The organism is Stutzerimonas tianxiuensis (assembly GCF_053470365.1).
This window is the reverse complement of record NZ_JBPVWS010000017.1, coordinates 61,465-83,193: the sequence shown is the minus strand read 5'-3', so window position 1 is coordinate 83,193 and position 21,729 is coordinate 61,465. Positions and strand designations below refer to the sequence as shown.

The following is a 21,729-nucleotide window of genomic DNA, read 5'->3' as shown; positions in this document are numbered from 1 at the left end:
ATGGCACTAGCCGTCCATTTTCATGACCAGACCCAGCCGACCCACGACACGTCATTGCGTGACGAGGCATTGGCGGGATTCGCTGCCTCGCCCAAGCGGATCTCGCCGAAGTTCTTCTACGACCGGCGCGGCTCGGAGCTGTTCGAGCAGATCTGTCTGCAGCCGGAGTACTACGTGACCCGCACTGAGGAAAAGATCCTCGCCGACGTGGCGAATGACATTCTTGAGATCGCCGGCCCGCAGACCGACCTCATCGAGCTGGGCAGCGGCGCTAGCCGCAAGGTACGCCTGCTTCTGGAGGGTCTGCGCCCGGTCAGCTACCTGGGCATCGATATTTCCGAAGACTTTTTGCTCACCAGCACCCAGCGCCTGGCCGCGGACTATCCCTGGCTCGAAGTGCACGCCGCCTGCGCTGATTTCTCCGATGAACTGAAGCTTCCAGACGACTTCACCCTGCATCATCCACTGGTGTTCTTCCCGGGCTCCAGCATCGGTAACTTCACGCCCCTGGAAGCGCGCAAGCTGCTCGGCCATCTGCACGAGATTCTGCCGCCCGGCGGTGGCGTGCTGATCGGCGTCGATCTGGTCAAGGAGCGCAGCGTACTGGAGGCCGCCTATAACGATCGCGCGCATGTCACCGCCGCATTCAACCTCAATCTTCTGCAGCGCATTCGTCACGAGCTGGACAGCGACATCGATCCATCGCGCTTCGCCCACCAGGCCTTCTTCAACGAGCAGGACTCGCGGATCGAGATGCACCTGATCAGCCGCGAGGCGCAGGACGTGACCATCGAAGGGCAGCGGTTTCATTTCGATGCCGGCGAAAGCCTTCATACCGAGAACTCCTACAAGTACACCCTGCAATCATTTGCCGATCTGGCCAATAGTGCTGGTTTCGACTGCAGTGGCCAGTGGACCGATGCCCAGGCGTTGTTCAGCGTGCATTACCTGCAACGCCGTCCGTGAGGCCATTCATCTACCGCCTGAGCGCTCTCGCTCTAACCTTTGGACTCGGCACCGCAACGGCAGCAGAACAACCGCTGCGGATCAAGGATCTGCAGCGCTGCGGTGATCTGTTTTCCACCGAACAGCTGACCTATTGCCTGCGAAGCGAAGGGCTCGACTCAAGCAGCCTTGAAGTGAGGCTGAGCGGCGAGGCAGTCGATATCCGCCAGGAAGATGGCGGCCGACTGCGCTTGACCCTGAGCCCGGACGGTCATCAGAGCGGTCCCCTCTGGCTGGAACAGGGCGGGCGCCGCAGCAACCCGGTCTGGCTTACGCTCAATGGCAGCCATGTGCTGGCCGCCGGCCCCGATGCCGTCGCCAAGAACATGGACGGCCTGACCACCTATGTGAACCTGGTCAGCCTGATCATCGAAGAGGATCACGACGGGCTCGAGGAGTCGCAGCGTCTGGCGACGAAGTACGGCGCCGAAGTCGTCGGCGCCATCGCCCCGCTCAATACCTATCAACTGCGTCTGCCGGCCAGCAACCTGACTGAACGTGACGCGCTGGTGTTGCGCCTAGGCAGCGAGACGAGTGTGGATGCTGTGGTCGTGGAGGAATCCGGCGCCGAGGAGCCGGTGGAGGAGGATCAGCAAAGCAAGCCGCGCAACAGCGAATGGGTGGCCAACCGCTTTCTCGATGCAGTGGACTTCTACCTGCATCGCCTGCCCGCGAAAAAACCGCCGATCAGCACTCACCCGGTGCGCATCGGCATTGTTGAACGCGACGTCGACTTCGACTCGCCCGAATTCGCCGCCTACCTTGGCCCTTGTGACCCTGCCAAGCCACGAACCTGCGTCTATGCCCGTGATGCGGCTTCCCCAGCCGATCATGGCACCAGCGTTACCGGCATCCTCGCGGCACGCAGCGTCGACCCTGGCGACAGCGGCTTTCTCAGCGCATTGGAGCCGGCGAGTTCAGGGTTCGAGGTCATCGTCGAGCGCAACTCGGACGCAGGCATCACCGCCAACGTCGCGGCCTCGGTCAATCTGGTCGAAGACGGCGTGAGGGTATTGAACTGGAGCTGGGGTATTCACCGCGTTGGCACACTCGATATCGACGGAGAGGAGATCGATTCACTGGTGCGCTCCGGTGTCGCGATGAGCGGTTACGAAGAGCTGCTCGAAGAGTTCTTTCTCTGGTTGCGCCGCGAGCATCCAGATGTGGTGGTGGTGAACTCGGCGGGCAATGGCTCGGCCCATTCCGGTCAGGACGATTACCGCCTGCCCTCCTCGTTCATCACAGAACAACTCCTGGTAGTGGGTGCTCACCAGCGTGATTTCACCAAGGACGTGCCGGTCGAGCATCCTTCCTACGTCACCAAGCGCCCGTCCTCCAACATCGATATGCGCGTCGACATCACCGCGTCGGCCTGCACCCGCGCCGCGACGCTGGAACCTGGCAAGCGCGGCGAAGTGCACTGCGGCACCTCGTACGCCACCCCGATGGTCACCGGGGTAGTCGGTGCGATGCTATCGATTAACCCGGCCCTGGAGCCTGAACAGCTGCGCGAACTGCTGCGCCGAAGCGCGCTGACCATCGGCCGCAACAGCGATTTCGAAGCCGTCGAAGGCGACGACCTGACAGCCCCGATCCTGCCATCGGAGCGCAGCTACCGGCTCGACAACCAGGACATTGGCCGCTCGGCCCGTCTGGATATGCGCAAAGCACTGGAATTGACCGTCGACAGTTTGCAGCACGTGCGCTGAGAACCGATTCCCCTCTGCTGGAACGCCGCGCTGACACTCAGCAGCAGCGCACTTCATGACCAGAAGCTCATGAGCATCAGCTTTGAAACACTCTGAAACAAGACGAGCGCTATAAGCGAGGCGTGTAAGCGAAGCGGCGGATAAGGCTCCGCTGGGCGCTCGAAATTGTTCTACGCAACTATAAGCACAATGAATTCAAACAGTTAATCGATAGAATCAATTTGATATTTAACTGCCACACAATAGTGGCCATATAGGTAAAACTATTAATTACCTCGCCAACAGTTGCTTTTAATGGCGCCAATTTAACTTCAGTAATTAATCCCGCATCTATATAAAGACTATGCACGCGACGCCACGATACTTCCGGCGCGAAAACGCGTTGCATGGTGGCGTCAGTGGTCGGTGCTTCGTTCGATGCATGGGTCCTTGGATGCCTCCGCACTTTTTAAAGGGTTAAGCCCCTTTGTCGTATTAAGTTCCGGAGATTTCAATGCTCTTCAAAACGACGGTCTGCACACGTAACGTGCTACTCAGTGCCGCCCTGCTCGCTGCAGGTATAGGCTTAAGCCCAATCCAGCCTGCCCAAGCAGCCACTGCCACTGTGACTACCCAACAAGTTGTCGCCACGGCCCAGGTCAATGATTTCACCGGCCCAGAGTGGCTCAAAGGCAGCTGGCGCAAGTCGGCCGGCCTGTCCATACCGGCCACGGCCGCCAACAAAGCAACCTTCAGGAAAGGCGCTCAGGTCAGAACGGCCGACGGTCAGGTTCGCACCATCAAGGTGATTTATTACTCCGGCGCCCACATGAGCCTGATGCTGTCTGGAGCCACCCTCAACGCGTCGAAAAATGGTCACCCGAAAACCGTTGCGGCGTTAGGTACGGCTGCGGTGGCCGATGGAAAACCTTCGGTTAGCAGCCGCGACCAGCTCAGCAGCACCTCGACCCACGTCACTGCCATCAACAACTACACCAACGGCGACTGGTTGAACGGGGTATGGCGCAAGTCGGCTGGCTTCTCCATACCCGCCAACAGCGCGAACCGTTCGGCATTCAAGGTCGGCTCCTCGGTAAAACTGGCTGACGGGCAGGTGCGCAAGATCAACGCCGTGTATGTATCCGGCAAGAACATGAGCGTGATGCTTGCGGGCGCGGCGCTGAACGGCAAGCTCGGGCATCCGAACAAGCTGTTCTCCACCGCCAGCAGCAGTGCCCCCGCTTCGCCAATTGCTCCAAGCAAGCCCGCTGCTCCGGCGCCAGAGCCGATCGTTAGCCAGCCTGCGACCGGCTCGTCCATGACGACAGCACTCAACGCCTTTAACGGCGGCGATTTCGTCAACGGTATTTACAACACCAGCAAGTTCGTCGGCGTCTCGGTCAAGGCGACGGCGGAGAACAAGGCGGCCTTCCACAAGGGCGCGAAAATCCGCTTCTTCGATGGCCAGGTGCGCACCATCAACCTTATCTACCACTCCGGCGGCAACATGACCGTCATGGTCGATGGCGGGCCCATCAACGGCAAGGCGGTGGGCTATCCCCGCACCCTCTCGGTCAGTAGCACCGGCTTCAGCAATACAAGCCCCAGCGTCGGCAGCACGCCAGCGGCAGGGAACGCAGCGCCGGAAAACCCGATCAACCTGGTCGGGATCAACTTAGCCGGGGCAGAGTTCGGGGCAGATGTCGGACTCCCAGGGGTGTACTTGAAGCAGTACATCTACCCGGGTGAAGCCGACTTCAAGCGTTACGCCGAGCGCAACCTGAAGCTGGTCCGCCTGCCTTTTCGCTGGGAGCGAATTCAGCCAAGACTCAACGGTGAGCTGAACAGCGTCGAACTCCGCCGCATGCTGACAACGCTCGACCATGCGAAGAAATACAACATGCAGGTCATCCTCGACATGCATAACTACTACCGCTATCACGGCAAGATGATCGGCTCCAACGAGGTGCCGGTGAGCGCGTTTGCCGATGCCTGGCGACGCATTGCACAAAAGGTTGCCAGCCATCCGGCCGTTTATGGCTATGGCTTGATGAACGAGCCACACACCACCAACGGCAAGTGGCCTACCGCCGCGCTGGCAGCGGCAAAAAGCATCCGCAGCATCGATGCCGAAAAGTGGGTGGTCATCGCCGGTGATCGCTGGTCCAGTGCCTTCCACTGGCCGTCTTACAACACCCAGCTGGTCAAGGACGCGTGGATGCGCGACCCGAACAACAACCTGATGTTCGAGGCGCATCTCTACTTCGACAAGGATTACTCGGGCTACTACACCAACCGATACGAGAAATACGACCCCATGATTGGTGTGGTGCGTGCGAAACCCTTTGTGGAGTGGCTGAACAGGTATCGCCTGCGTGGCTTCATCGGTGAGCACGGGGCGCCGGACTTCTCTCCCTCGGCCGTGGTTGCCATGGACAACATGCTCAAGTATTTGGGCCAGCATTGCATTCCCAGCACCTACTGGGCCGCCGGCCCCTGGTGGGGCGACTATGCGCTGTCACTGGACGTGAAAAGCGGCAAGCCTCGTCCCCAGCTGCCCATATTGCAGAAGCACGCAGCGAACAAATCCTGCGGGGCCGTTGGCCCGCTGCGATAATGCACGATCGGCGCCCCGTCGCTGCGGGGCGACTTTCGTTTAAGTACTAGCCTGCCGTCGCGACACCGTCGAATACTTCCGGGACCAACGCCGCCTCACCTTTTTCATCGAGACGGCGACGGTTCTCGGTTCGACCCGCACCACCCTCTAGCATCTCCATCAGGCGTACACCGCGATCAGTGAGCACGAAATTCTCGCCATTGCCGCCCTCTTCCTCTGGACGCGCCACCATGTATCCGCCCTCGAACAGCAGGCTCTCGTAGTTCTGCGCTTCGGCCTTCAAGGAAGCCATGTTGGGCATCGGCTGACCGGCCTCTTCCGCCGCCAGGGCATGCTCGTCAGCGTACTGACGTGGCGTGAAGCTCTCGTTTCCGGATTTCTGCGCTTCGCGCAGCAGGCGTAGCATCAAGTCCCAGTCGTAGGTCATGTCCGTTCTCCTGTTGCGCCGCTTCGGGGAGGCGGCCATCGCTATTCGGACCCCATCCGCCGCGGCATGGTTCGATCCAGCGCAACCGCAATAGGCTGAACTAAAGCGCGCCAGGTGCGATCCACCAGTTAGGTCGTTAATTAAGGAGCGCACCATGAAACGTCTGATCGTCCCGTTCACCCTCGCCCTGCTGGCCAGCCAGCCAGTGTTCGCCGACCAATGCACCACCGACCAGATCAATGCCAAGGCCAAAGAGCTGGCCGACCGCGTCAACGCCCTGACCGAGAGTGATCCGAAGCGTGCCGCGAAGATCAACGAAGAGTTGCGCGATATGGAGATCAAGCAGACTGCCGAGCAGCTCGGCAGCGAATGTGAAGCCTACGAAAAACGCATCAAGCACGTGGAGCAGGCGGAGAAGCAGGCCCCTATAGCACCAGCAGAAGAGCGATAGGGGTGGAACGAGCCAGGGCCGTGATGCCGCCCCGGCTGTTGCAGATCACTCTGCGGCGGGCTTTTTACGCCGTAGAGGGGCGAGCCCGTCCTGACTGACGACCGATGACGCCGGCGCTTCGCGCTTGGCATTTTTCGGACGCTTGGCTACCGGCTTGGCTGAGACCTTCTTGTCAGCAGTCTTTTTCTTGTCGTCTTTTTTCTTCTTGGTGCCGGCGGCCTTACCCGACGCCTTGAGGTTTTTCGGGCCGCCATAGCTGCCTTTCAGCCCCTTGATGACCCGACGCTCGAAGCGCTGCTTCAGATAGCGCTCGATACTCGACATCAGATTCCAGTCGTTATGGCAGATCAACGAGATCGCCAGACCTTCAGCTCCGGCGCGACCGGTGCGGCCGATACGGTGCACATACTCGTCGCCCGAACGGGGCATATCGAAGTTGATCACCAGATCCAGGCCTTCGATGTCCAATCCGCGCGCGGCCACATCGGTTGCCACCAACACCTTGACCCCGCCTTCCTTGACCCGATCGATGGCCAGCTTGCGGTCTTTCTGATCCTTGTCACCGTGCAGAACGAAGGCCTTCACGCCCTCGGCTACCAACCGGCCATACAGACGGTCGGCCTGCACGCGGGTGTTGGTGAAAATCACGGCTTTCTTGTAGGTCTCGTTGGCCAGCAGCCAGTGCACCAGTTTTTCTTTGTGCTCGGTGTTTTCGGCCGTGATGATCTGCTGGCGCGTACCTTCGTTGAGCTCGCTAACGCGGTTGAGCTGCAGGTGCAGCGGGTCCCGCAGCACGGCGGCACTCATCTCGCGTAGCGCCGCCCCGCCGCTGGTGGCCGAGAACAGCAGTGTCTGCTGGCGCTTGTCACATTCACCGACCAGTCGCTGTACGTCTTCGGCAAAGCCCATGTCGAGCATGCGGTCGGCTTCGTCAAGGATGAGCAATTCGACATCCTTGAGGATCAGGGTGCCGGCATTGAGGTGTTCGATCATCCGCCCCGGCGTGCCAACGAGGATGTCCGGCACCTTGCGCAGAATGGCGGCCTGGACCTTGAAGTCCTCGCCGCCAGTGATCATCGCCGACTTGATGAAGGTGAACTGCGAGAAGCGCTCGACTTCCTTGAGTGTTTGCTGAGCCAGCTCACGGGTCGGCAGCAGGATCAACGCACGCACATCGGTCCGCACCACGGCATCGCCAATCAACCGATTGAGCATCGGCAGGACGAAGGCGGCGGTCTTGCCGCTGCCGGTCTGGGCCGTCACCCGCAGATCACGCCCTTCCAGCGCGGGGGGAATGGCCGCCACCTGCACCGGGGTCGGCTCGACGAATTTGAGTTCGGCGACCGCCTTGAGCAGGCGTTCGTGGAGGGCGAATTGGTCAAACAAGGGTGACACCTCAAGCAAGTCGAAAAAAACGTGGCATAGAGTAACCCGTTCGACGCGCGCAGAGGCGTCTTTGTACAGCGCGGCGACAGGCTAGCCGGCCGCTACGGTCAGATGGTCAGCAAGAGAAAAGCCACCGGGCGTTCACCGCTGGCTCGGTGACGGGTGCGTGTCATGCCGACGTCATTGAGATTCGCAGGTCAACTTGACGCGTAGCTTGATCACGTCGCGCTTGAACTTGGCGGTCATGGGCTTGCTCTCTCCCGCCTCGAGCGTAATACGTCGAGTGCGCGGCATTTCCGGCCCATTGCGAAACACGGCGGTACACTCCACAGGGCCCTCACCAAAGTTCTGCAGCACCAGTCCGGCCATGTCGCGGTCGATGGTCTCGGTGCTCGCCAGCACCTCGGCGCCGTTAAGCTCTTGTTCGAGCTCCACGGGATAGCTGACGGCGACTGCGCTCAGTGGGAAGATGACGAGCGCAGCGAAGCAGAGTCTTTTCATTTGTTATGGGCTCCTCCAATTGGCGACCGCCAGCGTACCAGACCGACGCAACAGGAAAGCAATGGAATGAAAGTGCCACGTGTGACCCTCGATCAATGGCGAACCCTGCAGGCCGTGGTCGACCACGGCGGCTTCGCTCAGGCCGCTGAAATACTGCATCGCTCGCAATCTTCGGTGAGCTATACGGTGGCCCGCATGCAGGAACAGCTGGGGGTGCCGCTGCTGCGCATCGAGGGTCGCAAGGCGGTGCTGACCGATGCCGGCGAGGTGCTCTTGCGCCGCTCCCGGCAACTGGTCAACCAGGCCGGTCAGCTGGAAGAGCTGGCCCACCACATGGAGCAAGGCTGGGAAGCCGAGGTGCGGCTGGTCGTCGATGCCGCCTACCCCAACGCCAAACTGATCCGCGCGTTGACCGCCTTCATGCCGCAGAGCCGCGGCTGTCGGGTGCGGTTGCGCGAAGAAGTACTGTCCGGTGTTGAAGAGGTACTCAAGGACGGCACAGCGGATTTGGCCATCAGCGGCCTGGATATCACTGGCTATCTTGGCCAGGAACTGGGCACCGTCGAATTCGTCGCCGTCGCCCACCCCAACCACTCGTTGCATCAACTGCAGCGCAAACTCAGCGTTCAGGATCTGCAAAGTCAGATGCAGGTGGTGGTGCGCGATTCCGGCCAGCGTCAGCCTCGCGACATCGGCTGGCTGGGCGCCGAACAGCGCTGGACGGTCGGCAGCCTGGCCACTTCGGTCGGCTTCGTCAGCAGCGGCCTGGGCTTTGCCTGGCTGCCCCGCCACATGATCCATCGCGAACTGGCCGAAGGTGCCCTGAAGCCGCTGCCATTGGTCCAGGGCAGCATTCGCCGGCCGCTTTTCTACCTCTACACTAACCCCGACAAACCGCTCGGCCCGGCCACACAGATTCTCATCGACCTGATCAGGACGTACGATGCACAAGCGCAATCGCCTGTTCAGCCGGTAAGCAATCACTCGCACGATGGCTAAGGCACCTTGCTACCGGCCTGCATAGACGGGCAGACCCAGGCTTACCCATATCAGGATATAGACCATGAAACGACTCGTACTTGCCGCCTGCTCACTGCTGCTCGCCGGCAACCTGCTCGCTGCGGAGAATCCTCACGTACTGCTGAACACCAGCATGGGCGAAATCGAAATCGAACTGGAGGCTGAAAAGGCCCCGGTCAGCGTGAAGAATTTTCTCGAGTACGTCGAAAGCGGCTACTACGACGGCACTGTCTTTCACCGCGTGATTCCAGGCTTCATGATCCAGGGCGGCGGCTTCAACGAAGGCCTGAGCCAGAAGAAGACCCGCGCGCCCATCAAGAACGAAGCCGACAACGGACTGCACAACGTACGCGGCACGCTGGCCATGGCTCGTACGCAGAACGTCGACTCAGCCACGAGTCAGTTCTTCATCAACCACCGCGACAATGACTTTCTAGACCATGGCACCCGCGACTTCGGCTATGCAGTGTTCGCCAAGGTGGTCCGCGGCATGGATGTGGTCGACCAGATCGCTCAGGTGCCCACCGGCAACCGCAGCATGATGCAGAACGTGCCGCTGACGCCGGTCAAGATCATCTCTGCGAAGAAACTCTGACCGTTCGACCTCGGTCGACAGTGTGCACGGCAGCCGCCGTGCACCGGCTTGCTGAACAGGAGACCTGACATGAGTGAACAGAGCCCGCTGAACACCACGGAAGGGGAAGCAAAACTGCTCCAGGACCTGCTGAGCGCGGAGCGTGCCGGGGCCAAGGTCGCCGGTGAAAGCCTGCAGCAGTGCAACGATCCAACCCAGCAAAAGCTACTCGAGCAGATCCGCCAGGGCGAGGTCGACAGCTGCCGGCTGGTGCTCAACTGCATGAACCACCTGAACATCGAGCCCAACCGCGAGACCGGCGCGTTTTACGGCAAGGCGATGGCTATCGAATCGCTTGATGAGCGCCTGACCTTCGTCGACCGCGGTCAGCAATGGGTGATCCGCAAGCTGCGCGAATACCTGCCCGGCTGCAACGATGAGTTCGTCCGCACCGAGCTGGAAAAAATGCTCAAGATTCACGAGATCAACAGCCAGGCGGCCTGATGCCTGGCTCGTTGGGCAGACCAGTGTCTATCAGCCGCTGGCGCCATTCCAATAGCGCTGCCAGCGCGCCACCAGCTCGTTCGGCGCCTCCGCGTAGATTTCCTCGCCCAGCTTGAGCGCGGCGCTCTGCAACTCGCTGCGGCGCTCGGCTACGGCTGTGCCGAGTCGCTCACGCAGTGTGTCGTCACCGAACAACGCTGGTTGAGCCTGCATCAGCTCCGTCATCATCGCCAGGTCGTGGTCATCGCCAAGCAGATCTGCCAGTTCCTTGAGCGAGTCGCTGCGCAGCTGCATCAATTTCGGCCAGCTCGGCGCCAGTAAGCGCGTTTGGTACCAGTGGTCCTTGACCCGCTTGCGCCATTGGTGGAGCTGCTCATCGCTGAGATCGTGCCGGGCCTTGGCCAGCTCAGCACAACCGTCGGCGTAGGTGCGCTTGACGCCGCCAGCCAGCAAGTCGAAGCCCTTAGTTTGGAGTGGCCAGGTGTCGACACAGCTGCGCGCATCCTGCAGCTGATCGATGACCTCGCCGATGCGCGTATCAAGGTCGGTAGCGCCGCTTTCAGCCTGCTTCGCCCGCGCCTGCAGGCGACGTCGGGTCTTTTTGAAATCTGCCTCGGCGAACAGGCTCGGAAATCGCTTTGCCAGGGCATCCCAACTTTCCAGCATGGCCGTCGCATCACGCGACTCGGCCAGGGCGCGGCCCAGATCCCGCAAACGATGGTTTTCACGCTGGAACTCGTCCCCCAGCGGCTTGCGTACCAGACGCAGCAGCGCCCGCAGCTCCTTGAACCGCTTACGCGCCTGATGCACCCCTTCGGCGCGTTCTTCAGGTGCAACGCTCAGCGCCTCAATGGCCTTGTCGATGCCCTGCCGAGCGACTTTTCGCACCTCGGCTGCAGGGTCTTGCGGACGCAGCTTGTAGCCCATGACAACTCCCATTCAGGCCCGCTGCCACGCTCAGGCAGCAGGCATGACGGGCGATTCAACCGTAGCGCTTGCGCGCCTCGATGGCCAGGCCGCTACCGATGCTGCCGAAGCGATTGCCTTCGACATGGCGCGCCCGCGGCAGCAAAGCGGCGACGCTCTGGCGCAGCGCAGGGATCGCGCTGGAACCACCGGTAAAGAAGACCGTGTCGATGTCCTCATGCTTGAGCCCAGCACTCATCAGCAATTGACTGACATTGGCGCGGATTCGTTCGAGCAGGGGGTCGATCGCCGTTTCGAATACAGAACGTGTGAGAGTGGCTTCAAGGCCGGGTTCTATTCGTGCGAAGTCGATCTGGAAGCGTTCATGGTCAGTCAGCTCGATCTTGCCCTGTTCTACCTGCATCGCCAGCCAGTGCCCGGCGCGCTGTTCGATCAGACTGAACAGCCGGTCGATTCCGGTGGGGTCGACGATGTCGTAGCGCATGCTTTGTAGCGCACGCAGCGAAGCCGGCGCATACACCGCGTTGATCGTGTGCCAGGTCGCCAGGTTGAGGTGGGTGCTGGTGGGCATCGGCGCGTCGCTTTTCATCCGGCTGCCGTATCCGAACAGCGGCATTACGCCCTGCAGGCTGAGCTGCTTGTCGAAATCGGTACCGCCGATATGCACGCCCGAGGTGGCGAGGATATCGTCCTGACGGTCATCGATCTGACGACGTTCCGGCGCCAGCCGCACCAGCGAGAAGTCCGAGGTACCGCCGCCGATGTCGACGATCAGTACCCGCTCTTCCCGCTCGATGCGCGACTCGTAGTCGAACGCTGCGGCGATGGGTTCGTATTGAAACGAGACATCCTTGAAGCCGATCTTCCGGGCAGCCGCAGCCAGGGTATCGGCCGCATCCTTGTCTGCCTGCGGATCGTCGTCGACGAAAAACACCGGACGGCCCAGCACCACCTCATCGAATGCGCGCCCGGCCTGGTTTTCGGCGCGCTGTTTGAGCGTGCTCAGGAACAATCCGAGGATGTCCTTGAACGGCATCGCGCTGCCCAGCACGGTGGTTTCGCTCTTCAGCAATTTGGAGCCCAGCAGGCTCTTGAGCGAGCGCATCAGGCGCCCTTCGTAGCCCTCAAGGTATTCGGACAGGGCCAGACGACCGTACACCGGACGACGCTCCTCGACGTTGAAGAACACCACCGAGGGCAGGGTTTGCTGATCGCCTTCCAGGGTCAACAGTGGCTCAGCGTCGGGACGCCACCAGCCGACCGTGGAGTTGGAGGTGCCGAAGTCGATGCCGCAGGCGCGGGCGGGAGACGGGTTGTGCATGTGCGGTCCGGACTACCAAAAACGGCCGCGCAGTTTATGCGAGCCGGCCGGCAAATGCAGGCCAATCGTCGGCGATCTCAACCAAGCAAACCACTGCGACAGCCGAGTGCTGTCGCAGCGGCGCGCCGTTAGGCGAGTGCCGGCTCGGCCGCGGCTGCGGAGTCGGTCATGCCGTCCGTCATGCGCTTGGAGTCATGGCAGAAGGTGCGCGATGCCTGGAACAGAAACACCATGGTCAGCAGCAGCGAGGCTGGAATCAGGTACATGGCCCCGTGCAGACCTTCGGCCCGGAACACTTCACTCATCTCACTGGCGCCTGCGGCAAGCATTGCCGACTCGGCGAAATGGTCCGACAGCAGCCCCACTACCACTGTGCCCATGCCGCCGCCCAGCAGATAGAGCCCGGCGAAGAACAGCGCCATGGCGGTCGCACGCAGACGCGGCTCGACCACATCCTGAATGGCGGTGTAGACGCAGGTGTAAAAGTTGTAGGAGAACAGCCAGCCGATACTGAAGACCGCAACGAACACGCCAACCTCGATCCGTCCGGCGAGCAATGCATAACCGGTCAGAGCGGTCGCGATGAGCATGCTTACGGCGGCGAAGATCAGACGGCCACGAGCGAAGCGCTGGTGGATCTTGTCCGCGACCCAACCGCCGAGGGTCAACCCGATCAAGCCAGTCAAGCCGACGATCACCCCAGTGGCGATCGAGGCCTCCACCAGCGGCACCGCGTGATAGCGCATCAGCAGCGGCACCATGAAGGCGTTACAGGCGTAGGTGGCGAAATTGAACGCCAGCCCTGCCAGCACCAGCCACCAGAAGGTGCGGATCGCAAACACTTTGCGAATCGGCTGTTCTACCGGCGTCTGCGACACCTTCACTGTTTCCGCCGCACCACGCTGTGGCTCCTTGACGAAAAAGATGAACAGCGCCAGCACCAGCCCAGGCACTGCAGCAATGAAGAATGGCGCGCGCCAGCTGCCGAAGTACTCCACCATCGAGCCGATGGTGAAAAAGGCCAGCAACAGCCCCAGCGGCAGACCGAGCATGAAGATGCCCATCGCCCGAGCCCGCTTGTGCGCCGGGAACAGGTCGCCGATCAGCGAGTTGGCAGCGGGCGCATAGCTGGCCTCACCGATGCCGATGCCCATGCGTACCAACAGAAAGGTCCAGAAATTCCAGGCCAGACCGTTGACGGCGGTCAGGCCGCTCCAGACGGTCAGGCCCCAGCCCATGATCTTGCGCCGCGAGCCGATGTCGGCCATGCGGCCCAGCGGCACGCCGGCGATCGCATAGATGATGGTGAAGGCGGTGCCGATCAGGCCCAACTGGAAGTCGTTGAGGTCCCACTCCAGGCGGATCGGCTCGGCAATGATCGCCGGGATGGTGCGGTCGAAGAAATTGAACAGGTTGGCCAGAAACAGCAGGAACAGGACGCGCCAGGCGTTCGCGGCTTGGGTGGATGGCTGCATGACGTCGCTCTCGATTTATTGTTATGCACCGGCCGTGTGCCGACCGGTTCTCGAAACTGACTCTAGGGTTCTCGCAGGCGTCTGTCTGTCACCATCATTTTCGCTGATGCCGGTCGATGCGACGGTTCAGCTCTGCTGCCAAGCCTCCAGCCAGCCAAGGCCGGTCGAAGTATCCGGGCTGTCGGGGCGGTATTCGGCCGCCAACCAGCCGGTGTAGCCCACCGATCGCAAGGCGTCGAGCAACGGCCCGAAAGCTATCGAGCCCGTGCCGGGCGCCCCTCGGCCGGGACAGTCGGCAAACTGCACATGCCCGATCCGGGCGCCAAGCAGTGCTATCCCAGCAGCAACATCCAGCCCTTGTCGGGCCATGTGATAGAGGTCCAGCTGTGCCTGGCAATTGGGATGATCGACGCGCTCCAGCAGCGCTTGCAGATGCGCCGGGGTGTTGATCAGAAAACCCGGCATGTCCAGCGGATTGATCGCCTCGCAGACCACTCGCACCCCCAGAGGTGCGAACGCCTCGGCGCTTTTGCGCAGGTTGCCGGCCAGGGTTTCCAGTGCCTGCTCAAGCGTCACGCCTTCGGCCAGCCGGCCGGGCAGTACGTTGACGCACATCGGCCGCGCCATGGCCGCGTAGGTCAATGCCTCCTGTAGGGCCGCGTCGAACTCAGCCTGCCGAGACGGCACCGCCGCCAGCCCGGCACCGCCCTGCATGAAATCACCGGCCGGCAGATTGATCAGCACCAGCGGCAAACCCGCACGCTCAAGCAGCTCCTTCAGGCGAATCGCCGGAAGCTCATAAGGGAACTGAATTTCCACACCGTCGAACCCAGCAAGCCGGGCGGCCAGGACTCGCTCTGCCAAGGGCAGTTCGTTGAACAGCATGGACAGGTTGGCGGCGATCCTCATTGCTTTTGCTCCCGGAACATCGTGACCAGCGTAGAGGGATCATTTTCGAGTTCGCCCCCGCTGCCATGCAGGCGCATCAACTGTGCGGCGAGCCCGGTCATGGGCGTGGCGCTGCCTGCTTCGCGGGAGAGCTGCACGGCCGTGTCGAGATCCTTGAGCAGGGTGCGAACCCGCCATTTCACCGGTTCGAACTCGCTGTTAGCCATCTGCGGAGCGAGGATCTGCAGCGGTTTGGAATCGGCGAAACCACCGGCTAAGGCCGGCGCAATGCGGCTGGCATCAACACCTGAGCGTTCGGCCAAAGCCACCACCTCGGCGATGACCAGCGCATTGCAGGCGACGATCATCTGATTACAGGCCTTGGTGACCTGGCCGGCACCGACATCGCCCATGTGGGTCAGCCGCTGGCCGAGGTGCGCCAATACAGGTCGAACCCGCTCGATATCTTCGCCGCGCCCGCCTGCCATGATCGCCAGGCTGCCCGCCTCGGCGCCTGCCGTTCCGCCGGACACCGGCGCATCGACCCAGCGCATGCCGCTCCGAGACTCGAGTTCGGCAGCCATGGCGCGCGTGGCGGCTGGCTCCAGGCTGGAATGATCGACCAAGAGCTGCCCGGTCCGAGCACCTTCAACGATGCCGCCAGCGCCAAACACCACCTCTCGCACCACCGCGGTATCGGCCAGACAGAGCAGTACGACGTCCGCGTCGCGACACAGGTCGGCAGGCTTGCCCGCCTGCCTCGCCCCGGCCTCGATCAGCGGCGCACATTTTTCGGGGGAACGGTTCCAGACCGTCAGTTGATAGCCGGCCGCGAGGAGTCGTCGACACATCGGCAATCCCATCAGGCCGATGCCAGCAAAGGCGATAGAGGGCAAATCAGACATGGGGATGGCTCCTTGAATACCGGGGATGGGATTCTAGCGTCGCAATGACGCTGGCAGCCAAACCGGTCAGAGCACCTTGCCCTTGTCCCAGAGCCGCACCAGTTCACCTGGGGCCAGCTCTTCCGGGACCTGCAGCAGCAACTCGCTGTCACGGTCGTTTTCCCGGTAGCGGAGCTCGATCTGATAATAACGACGATCACCCTGCCCGGCGGTGGCACTCGCCAGCGGCAGGCAGCCCTCAAGGACAGAGCAAACCTGCCCCCGCTGCTGCTCATCGCAACTGGCGAAATCGATCTCACGTGGCCGAGAAAGCGCCTGCATCGCGGCGAACCCGCCCTGCCTGGAAAGGCGAACGGTGGCATCCGTGCCCAGCGCTGGTAACTGTTTCATCACGTCTCCTCGTTGGGCCCGTTACCGCACCAGAACACCGACATCTGCCCATGCCTGCCTGACCGTCTGCGCCTCGCTGCTGCCGACGCCAAAACGGATCATTGCGTTTTCGATGGTCAAACTGGCGAACGCGATGAAATCCGCATCCCTGGCCAGTCTCTGATCGCAGAGCGTGTCGTACCAGATGCGCCCGGCCTTGTCCCAGGCGTAGCCGCCGAGGGCTTGGGCGGCGAGATAAAACGCGTGATTGGGAATGCCAGAGTTGAGGTGCACGCCGCCGTTGTCATCACGGGTGTCGATGAAGTCGCGCATATGCCCTGGCTGCGGGTCCTTGCCCAACAGCGGATCGTCGTAGGCGCTGCCGGGATTGGCCATCGAGCGCAATGCCGAGCCCTTCACCTTGTCGGTCAGCAACTCGGCGCCGATCAGCCAGTCGGCCTGTTGAGCTGTCTGCTGGAGGCTGAACTGCCGGACCAGCACGCCGAACACATCGGATAGAGATTCGTTCAAGGCACCGGATTGATTGAGATACAGCAGCCCGGCTTCACTCTCGATGATGCCGTGGGCAAGCTCATGCGCCACCACATCCAGTGACAGCGTGAAGCGGTTGAATATCTCGCCGTCACCATCGCCGAAGACTATCTGCGCGCCGTTCCAGAAGGCGTTCTCGTAGCCAACACCGTAGTGCACCGTGCCGATAAGCGGAAAGCCATGGTTGTCGATCGAGTCGCGACCGAACACTTGCCAGAAACAAGCGTGGGTCTTGCCGAGCGCATCGTAGGCCTCGTCGACGGCCGAATCGCCCACTGGCGGCTGACCCTCGATTCTGGCCAGCACGCCCGGTAACAGCATCTGTTGCGCCGCATCGTGAATGCTACGGCGCGGCTCGCCCGGCCGACCTCGCTCAGGCAGCACGGTGACGCTTGGCTGTCGCTTGGGTGGCCCGGGATTGGGCAGCAGAGCGCGCACCTGTACCAGCGTTTCCTGGGCCCGCTCGCGCTGCCACTCCGAGCCGTGCGCAATGATCCGGTCGAGTATGTAGGGCGGAATGAAGCTGTGGCGCATGCTTGAATTGTGCATGGGCTCCCCTTCAGTCAGATCGTTTGCGGGCGTCTATTCAGATTAGGCTGCTTCAGGCGCTGCGATGTCGTGCCGGCTGTTTTTCAATGTCTGCTTTGAGCAGGCTAGAGCAAAAGCCACAGTCGGCAAGCTGCATAGGGGTGCTTTGATTCGGCGGAGTGCAGAGAGGGAGTTCAGCCGATGATTGCGCTGTCGTTAGCGGCAAGCTGCGTCTCGGCGGGTGCGGTACCGTTGTTCAACGCTTCGATTGCCTGGTCGAGCTGCTTGATGCAGAGATCAATAGCCATTTGCCGCAAGGCCTCCGGCCACTCGTGGTCAGCAACCGGTTCGATCAAGTCCAGGATCTGAGAGTAGCCGACAAGCGTTCCATGCTTCATTGTCAGGGTTTCGCCAGCTGTAACAATGGTTAGCGGATCTGTCGAGGTGATGACCGCGCCGACATCGAGCAACGCGTCGACCTGTTTGCGGAGCGTATGGAGTACACGCTTGTCCTGAGCTGATTTCAAATCAAAAATCCATCATCCATGAAGGCGGTAGCATAGGGGTCTTCCTGCCTAGCCGACGGATAAGCGCCGGCTGACCCTCAGCATCAGCTCGCCTGGCCTTGCCTGGCCGAGGCGCCGCTTTCCGGATTGTCTTCAAGCCCGGCTTCGATGGCTTCGTCGAGCTGATGGCAGCAGAGATCGGCAGCCATCTCGAGCAACGAATCCGGCCATTCCCCGTCGGTGGTCGGCTCAATCAATGCGAGGGATTTGTAATAGCTGATGAGCATGCCGTGGTCGACCCGAAGCACCTGTCCGCCATCAAGGAGGACGAGCGGATCCCGCTGAGTGATAACGGCCCCGTGCGCCAGGAGTACGTCGATATGTTTTCGCAGCGCATGAAGCTTCCGATTTTCTTCCTTGAACTCACTCATGTCGTAACCCTCGACCCTGAAGGCGGCGAAGTCTAATCAACCCTTGATGGCACTTAAATAGCTAAATGCCACCACTCGCTTAGGTTTTTGCATGAACTGAGCATGTGTTGATCGACGTCATCCACCCGACCGGACAGACAGCGCACCAAGCTCTGCTACACCCGGCGCCCAGCTTTCGTTTCGGCGGACGACTAAGCCATCTCGGCCAGATGCTTGCGTTGTCGACGCCTTCTACCTCTATAATCCGCGCGCTTTTTCCGCTATTGAACCGGAGAACCACAATGCTGAAGCGCACCCTGGCAGCCGTTACCGGCCTTGCCCTTTCGTTGTCTATTACCACCACCCATGCTGCCGACGTCCTTCGCGTATCGGCCATTCCCGACGAAGCCCCGACCGAGCTGATCCGCAAGTTCGAACCACTGGGCGAATACCTCGAGAAAGAATTGGGCATGCCGGTTAAGTTCACCCCGGTTTCCGATTACGCTGCGGTGGTCGAATCCCTCGCGTCCGACCGCCTCGACCTGGCCTGGCTCGGCGGTTTCACCTTCGTCCAGACTCACCTGAAGACCGGCGATGCGATCCCGCTGGTACAGCGGGAACAGGACGAGAAATTCACCAGTAAATTCATCACTGCAGATCCTGAGGTCAAGACCCTGCAGGACCTCAAAGGCAAGACCTTTGCGTTTGGCTCCGTGTCTTCGACCTCGGGCAGCTTGATGCCGCGCTACTTCATGATCAAGGACGGCATCGATCCCGAGCAGTTCTTCAAACGCATCGCCTATTCCGGTGCGCATGACGCCACGGCAGCATGGGTCCAGGCTGGCAAGGCCGATGGTGGCGTACTCAATGCCTCGGTTTGGGACAAGCTGGTCGCGGCTGGCAAAGTCGATACCGACAAGGTGCGGGTAATCTCCACCACGCCGCCCTACTACGATTACAACTGGACCGTACGCGGCAACCTGGACCCGGCGCTGGTCCAAAAGATCAAAACCGCCTTCCTTAAGCTCGACCCGAAGAATCCGGAACACAAGAAGATTCTCGATCTGCAAGCGGCCACCCGTTTCATCGAAACCCGCCCGGAAAACTACGAAGGCATCGAGGAAGCTGCGCGCGCCGCTGGCCTGTTGAAGTGAGCCCAGCTAGCCGTAGCACCTCTGCCTCCCGTGTTTCTGAAGCCAGGGTAAGTGGGTGCGTTTGAATGAGCCATGCAACAATGTCTGCTGGCTTGCTCGAGAGTGATGAGTCTCCGGCCAAATCCGCCCTGCGGCTGGCCGGCGTCAGCTATCGGCATGCCGGTGGACAGCTCGCACTGCACGATATCGAGCTGCAGATCGCTCAAGGCGAGCGGGTTGCGCTGATCGGCCCCTCGGGCGCAGGCAAGACCACCTTGCTGCGCCTGCTTGCCACTCATCTAGAACCGGTCACTGGGCAACTGGACGTGCTCGGTGACCGCCCCTGGTCGCTTTCAGCAGGTGCCCGGCAGAAGCTGCGCTCACGTATCGGCCTGATTCACCAGGCGCCACCGCTGCCGCCACGGCAACGGGTGATCACCTCGGTGCTGGCCGGCCGGCTCGGCCAATGGTCACTGGTACGCAGCTTGCTCAGCCTGGTCTATCCGCTGGACAAGGATGGTGCTGCGCAGGCGCTGGGCAAGCTGGATCTGGCGGACAAACTCTATGCCCGTTGCGATCAGCTTTCTGGCGGGCAGCTGCAGCGAGTCGGCATCGCACGCGCGCTTTACCAAAGCCCGGAACTGATCCTGGCAGACGAGCCGGTCTCGGCGATGGACCCCGTGCTCGCTGCCTATTCACTGAATGTGCTCAACCGCGAGGCCATGAGCCGCCAGGCGACGCTACTGGCCAGCCTGCACGCCGTTGAGCTGGCACTGGAGCATTTTCCTCGGGTGATTGGCGTGCGCGATGGCCGCATCCTCTTTGACAAGCCGTCCAGCCAGGTAATGCCGGCCGAACTCGAAGCGCTCTATGCCAATGAGCAACTGGGCAATGCGGCAGTCTTGCAGGCGATGCCCGGCCAGCCTCTGCAAATTCCTCGATGCTGAACCCAGTCTTCACCCAGCGCGACCCCGCCGCCCGCTCACGCCTGGTGCTGACCCTCGTGGCACTGGCGCTGCTGTGGCCGGGCTTGTCGTTGAGCGAATTGGATATCGGTGTGCTCTTCGATGGCAGCAACGCGGAGATCATGGCCAGTTTCCTGTCCGGATTCTGGCCTCCGGCTCATGATGCCGCGTTCTTGCGCCTGCTCGGGCGCGCAACATTGGAAACGCTCGCCATCGCGACCGCCGGCATGACTTTGGCCCTCGCCGTGGCCATCCCCTGCGGCCTGCTGGCGACCCGCGCCTTGTCGATCTCAGCGGTCAGCCGCGGCGGTCGTCCTCACTGGTGGGCGCAGGCGCTGCGTTGGCCAGTCAGAGGGCTGCTGATTCTGCTGCGCAGCGTCCCTGAGATCGTCTGGGCACTGCTCTTCGTCCGCGCCGTCGGGCTCGGGCCTACCGCAGGGGTACTGGCCATTGCCATCACCTATGCCGGCATGCTCGGCAAGGTCTATGCGGAAATTTTCGAGTCGGTCGATCCGCTGCCCACTCGCGCACTGATTGGCGCTGGCGGTTCGCGCCTGCAGGCCTTCGCCTACGGCGTGTTACCGCAGGCCACCGGCGAAATGCTCTCCTATACCGTCTACCGCTGGGAGTGCGCCATCCGCGCTTCCGTGGTGATGGGCTTCGTCGGTGCGGGTGGTTTGGGCCAGCAGATGGACCTGTCGATCCGCATGTTCGCCGGCGGCGAAGTGGCGAGCATGTTGCTGACCTTCCTCGTGCTGGTGCTGCTGGCCGACCTGCTCAGCCAGCAGCTGCGCCGGAGGTACGTCTGAAACCGCTCGCGCGCTACGCCCTGCCGCTGCTCCTGGTTATCGCAGTGCTCGGATCGTTTAGCTATCTGCAGCTCGAAGCCAGCGCGTTGTTCAGCCGCGAAGGCCTCGCGCACATGGGCGAATACGCCACAGGTTTTCTCAGTCCCGACCTGTCGGCCCCGCACTTGCGCGCCATCGGTTACGGCGCGCTGGAAACCCTGGCGATGTCGGCCATCGGCACCTTACTGGCAGCATTGCTTGGCCTGCTGCTGGCGCTGCCGGCGGCCGGACGTTTCGGATTGTTTGGCAAAGGCGCGGCGCGGCTGCTGCTCAATGCGCTGAGGGCGATCCCCGAACTGGTCTGGGCCGCATTGATGGTACTGGCGGCGGGGCTTGGGCCGAACGCAGGAACTCTGGCGCTGGCGCTGCATACGGCCGGCGTGCTGGGGCGATTGTTCGCCGAAGCGTTGGAAAACACACCGAGCGCACCAGGCGACGCGCTGCGACTGGCCGGCAGCGGTCGAGTCACCGCGTTCTGCTACGGCACCTTGCCGGGTTTGTGGCCGCAGCTCGTCGCCTACAGCCTTTACCGGTGGGAAAACAACATCCGCATGGCAAGCGTACTCGGCTTCGTTGGCGCCGGCGGCCTCGGCCAGATGCTCTACATGAGCCTCAGCCTGTTCCAGGAGGCGCAAGCATCGACGGTAATCCTGGCCATGCTGCTGATGGTGCTGGCTGTCGATGCATTGAGTGGCTGGGCCCGCCAGCGCTGGGTCCGCGCATAATCGA

At 61.7% G+C, this 21,729-nt stretch carries 24 protein-coding genes; 12 read left to right on the top strand and 12 right to left on the bottom strand.

The window, feature by feature from the left end; translation table 11 throughout:
* From egtD to ACSSNI_RS19030, 3 genes are all read left to right on the top strand, one after another.
* A complete protein-coding gene (egtD, locus tag ACSSNI_RS19040; RefSeq protein ID WP_200637507.1) occupies positions 1-966 on the top strand; it encodes an L-histidine N(alpha)-methyltransferase in 966 nt (321 codons plus the stop codon).
* Positions 963-2,714: a S8/S53 family peptidase gene (locus ACSSNI_RS19035; RefSeq protein ID WP_448259964.1), complete on the top strand. Its 1,752-nt coding sequence runs from the start codon at positions 963-965 to the stop codon at positions 2,712-2,714. Before egtD ends, ACSSNI_RS19035 begins: the two co-directional genes overlap by 4 nt.
* Before the next feature lie 493 nt (positions 2,715-3,207).
* Positions 3,208-5,310, top strand: coding sequence for a glycoside hydrolase family 5 protein (locus tag ACSSNI_RS19030; protein ID WP_200637506.1), 2,103 nt, complete (start codon positions 3,208-3,210; stop codon positions 5,308-5,310).
* Positions 5,311-5,356: 46 nt separating this feature from the next.
* Here the strand turns inward: ACSSNI_RS19030 and ACSSNI_RS19025 are convergent, their stop codons facing one another.
* Entirely contained in the window at positions 5,357-5,737 is a 381-nt protein-coding gene (locus ACSSNI_RS19025; protein WP_200637504.1) for a transcriptional regulator, read from the bottom strand.
* 154 nt (positions 5,738-5,891) lie between these two features.
* On the opposite strand from ACSSNI_RS19025, the gene ACSSNI_RS19020 reads away from it, so the two are divergent.
* Positions 5,892-6,188, top strand: a complete 297-nt coding sequence (locus ACSSNI_RS19020; RefSeq protein WP_102834970.1) for a hypothetical protein — start codon at positions 5,892-5,894, stop codon at positions 6,186-6,188.
* Positions 6,189-6,233: 45 nt separating this feature from the next.
* Here ACSSNI_RS19020 and ACSSNI_RS19015 read toward each other — a convergent pair whose 3' ends face one another.
* Complete coding sequence (locus ACSSNI_RS19015) at positions 6,234-7,574, bottom strand: DEAD/DEAH box helicase (protein WP_200637501.1); 1,341 nt, start codon at positions 7,572-7,574, stop codon at positions 6,234-6,236.
* A 180-nt stretch (positions 7,575-7,754) separates the two neighbouring features.
* The gene (locus ACSSNI_RS19010; protein ID WP_200637497.1) at positions 7,755-8,075 is read right to left on the bottom strand and encodes a 3-phosphoglycerate kinase; all 321 of its coding nucleotides are present in this window, start codon (positions 8,073-8,075) and stop codon (positions 7,755-7,757) included.
* A gap of 66 nt (positions 8,076-8,141) precedes the next feature.
* Between ACSSNI_RS19010 and ACSSNI_RS19005 the strand changes: the two genes are divergently transcribed.
* The 3 genes from ACSSNI_RS19005 (at position 8,142) to ACSSNI_RS18995 (ending at position 10,173) form a co-directional block, all read left to right on the top strand.
* A complete protein-coding gene (locus ACSSNI_RS19005; protein WP_200637495.1) occupies positions 8,142-9,074 on the top strand; it encodes a LysR family transcriptional regulator in 933 nt (310 codons plus the stop codon).
* A gap of 64 nt (positions 9,075-9,138) precedes the next feature.
* A complete protein-coding gene (locus ACSSNI_RS19000) occupies positions 9,139-9,690 on the top strand; it encodes a peptidylprolyl isomerase (RefSeq protein WP_200637493.1) in 552 nt (183 codons plus the stop codon).
* 69 nt (positions 9,691-9,759) lie between these two features.
* Complete coding sequence (locus ACSSNI_RS18995) at positions 9,760-10,173, top strand: DUF6306 domain-containing protein (protein WP_159967407.1); 414 nt, start codon at positions 9,760-9,762, stop codon at positions 10,171-10,173.
* 30 nt (positions 10,174-10,203) lie between these two features.
* Here ACSSNI_RS18995 and ACSSNI_RS18990 read toward each other — a convergent pair whose 3' ends face one another.
* The 9 genes from ACSSNI_RS18990 to ACSSNI_RS18950 all read right to left on the bottom strand — a co-directional run bounded on the left by ACSSNI_RS18990 (position 10,204) and on the right by ACSSNI_RS18950 (position 17,931).
* A complete protein-coding gene (locus ACSSNI_RS18990) occupies positions 10,204-11,100 on the bottom strand; it encodes a CHAD domain-containing protein (RefSeq protein WP_200637490.1) in 897 nt (298 codons plus the stop codon).
* 55 nt (positions 11,101-11,155) lie between these two features.
* Entirely contained in the window at positions 11,156-12,421 is a 1,266-nt protein-coding gene (locus ACSSNI_RS18985) for an Hsp70 family protein (protein ID WP_200637488.1), read from the bottom strand.
* A 128-nt stretch (positions 12,422-12,549) separates the two neighbouring features.
* Positions 12,550-13,896 (bottom strand): spinster family MFS transporter, encoded by a 1,347-nt coding sequence (locus ACSSNI_RS18980; protein WP_102834978.1) that lies wholly within the window; start codon positions 13,894-13,896, stop codon positions 12,550-12,552.
* Positions 13,897-14,022: 126 nt separating this feature from the next.
* On the bottom strand, positions 14,023-14,805 hold the full coding sequence (locus tag ACSSNI_RS18975) for a hydroxypyruvate isomerase family protein (protein WP_200637485.1): 783 nt from the start codon (positions 14,803-14,805) through the stop codon (positions 14,023-14,025).
* Positions 14,802-15,689: an NAD(P)-dependent oxidoreductase gene (locus ACSSNI_RS18970; RefSeq protein WP_200637482.1), complete on the bottom strand. Its 888-nt coding sequence runs from the start codon at positions 15,687-15,689 to the stop codon at positions 14,802-14,804. Before ACSSNI_RS18970 ends, ACSSNI_RS18975 begins: the two co-directional genes overlap by 4 nt.
* 66 nt (positions 15,690-15,755) lie before the next feature.
* Positions 15,756-16,079 (bottom strand): protealysin inhibitor emfourin, encoded by a 324-nt coding sequence (locus ACSSNI_RS18965; RefSeq protein WP_102834981.1) that lies wholly within the window; start codon positions 16,077-16,079, stop codon positions 15,756-15,758.
* Between the two features lie 21 nt (positions 16,080-16,100).
* Entirely contained in the window at positions 16,101-17,159 is a 1,059-nt protein-coding gene (locus tag ACSSNI_RS18960) for a M4 family metallopeptidase (protein WP_200637480.1), read from the bottom strand.
* A gap of 173 nt (positions 17,160-17,332) precedes the next feature.
* The gene (locus ACSSNI_RS18955) at positions 17,333-17,665 is read right to left on the bottom strand and encodes a hypothetical protein (protein ID WP_200637478.1); all 333 of its coding nucleotides are present in this window, start codon (positions 17,663-17,665) and stop codon (positions 17,333-17,335) included.
* An 83-nt stretch (positions 17,666-17,748) separates the two neighbouring features.
* The gene (locus ACSSNI_RS18950) at positions 17,749-17,931 is read right to left on the bottom strand and encodes a hypothetical protein (RefSeq protein ID WP_234484436.1); all 183 of its coding nucleotides are present in this window, start codon (positions 17,929-17,931) and stop codon (positions 17,749-17,751) included.
* A gap of 3 nt (positions 17,932-17,934) precedes the next feature.
* On the opposite strand from ACSSNI_RS18950, the gene ACSSNI_RS18945 reads away from it, so the two are divergent.
* From ACSSNI_RS18945 to phnE (ACSSNI_RS18925), 5 genes are all read left to right on the top strand, one after another.
* Positions 17,935-18,111 (top strand): hypothetical protein, encoded by a 177-nt coding sequence (locus tag ACSSNI_RS18945; protein ID WP_234484435.1) that lies wholly within the window; start codon positions 17,935-17,937, stop codon positions 18,109-18,111.
* Positions 18,112-18,356: 245 nt separating this feature from the next.
* Positions 18,357-19,208, top strand: coding sequence for a putative selenate ABC transporter substrate-binding protein (locus ACSSNI_RS18940; protein ID WP_200637473.1), 852 nt, complete (start codon positions 18,357-18,359; stop codon positions 19,206-19,208).
* An 80-nt stretch (positions 19,209-19,288) separates the two neighbouring features.
* On the top strand, positions 19,289-20,134 hold the full coding sequence (locus tag ACSSNI_RS18935) for a phosphonate ABC transporter ATP-binding protein (RefSeq protein ID WP_200638156.1): 846 nt from the start codon (positions 19,289-19,291) through the stop codon (positions 20,132-20,134).
* Positions 20,128-20,961 carry a phosphonate ABC transporter, permease protein PhnE gene (phnE, locus tag ACSSNI_RS18930; RefSeq protein ID WP_200637470.1) on the top strand — a complete coding sequence of 278 codons (834 nt, stop codon included), beginning with the start codon at positions 20,128-20,130 and terminating at the stop codon, positions 20,959-20,961. The genes ACSSNI_RS18935 and phnE (ACSSNI_RS18930) overlap by 7 nt, the downstream gene beginning before the upstream one ends.
* Positions 20,958-21,725 (top strand): phosphonate ABC transporter, permease protein PhnE, encoded by a 768-nt coding sequence (gene phnE, locus ACSSNI_RS18925; RefSeq protein ID WP_200638154.1) that lies wholly within the window; start codon positions 20,958-20,960, stop codon positions 21,723-21,725. Before phnE (ACSSNI_RS18930) ends, phnE (ACSSNI_RS18925) begins: the two co-directional genes overlap by 4 nt.
* The last annotated feature ends 4 nt before the right edge of the window (positions 21,726-21,729 follow it).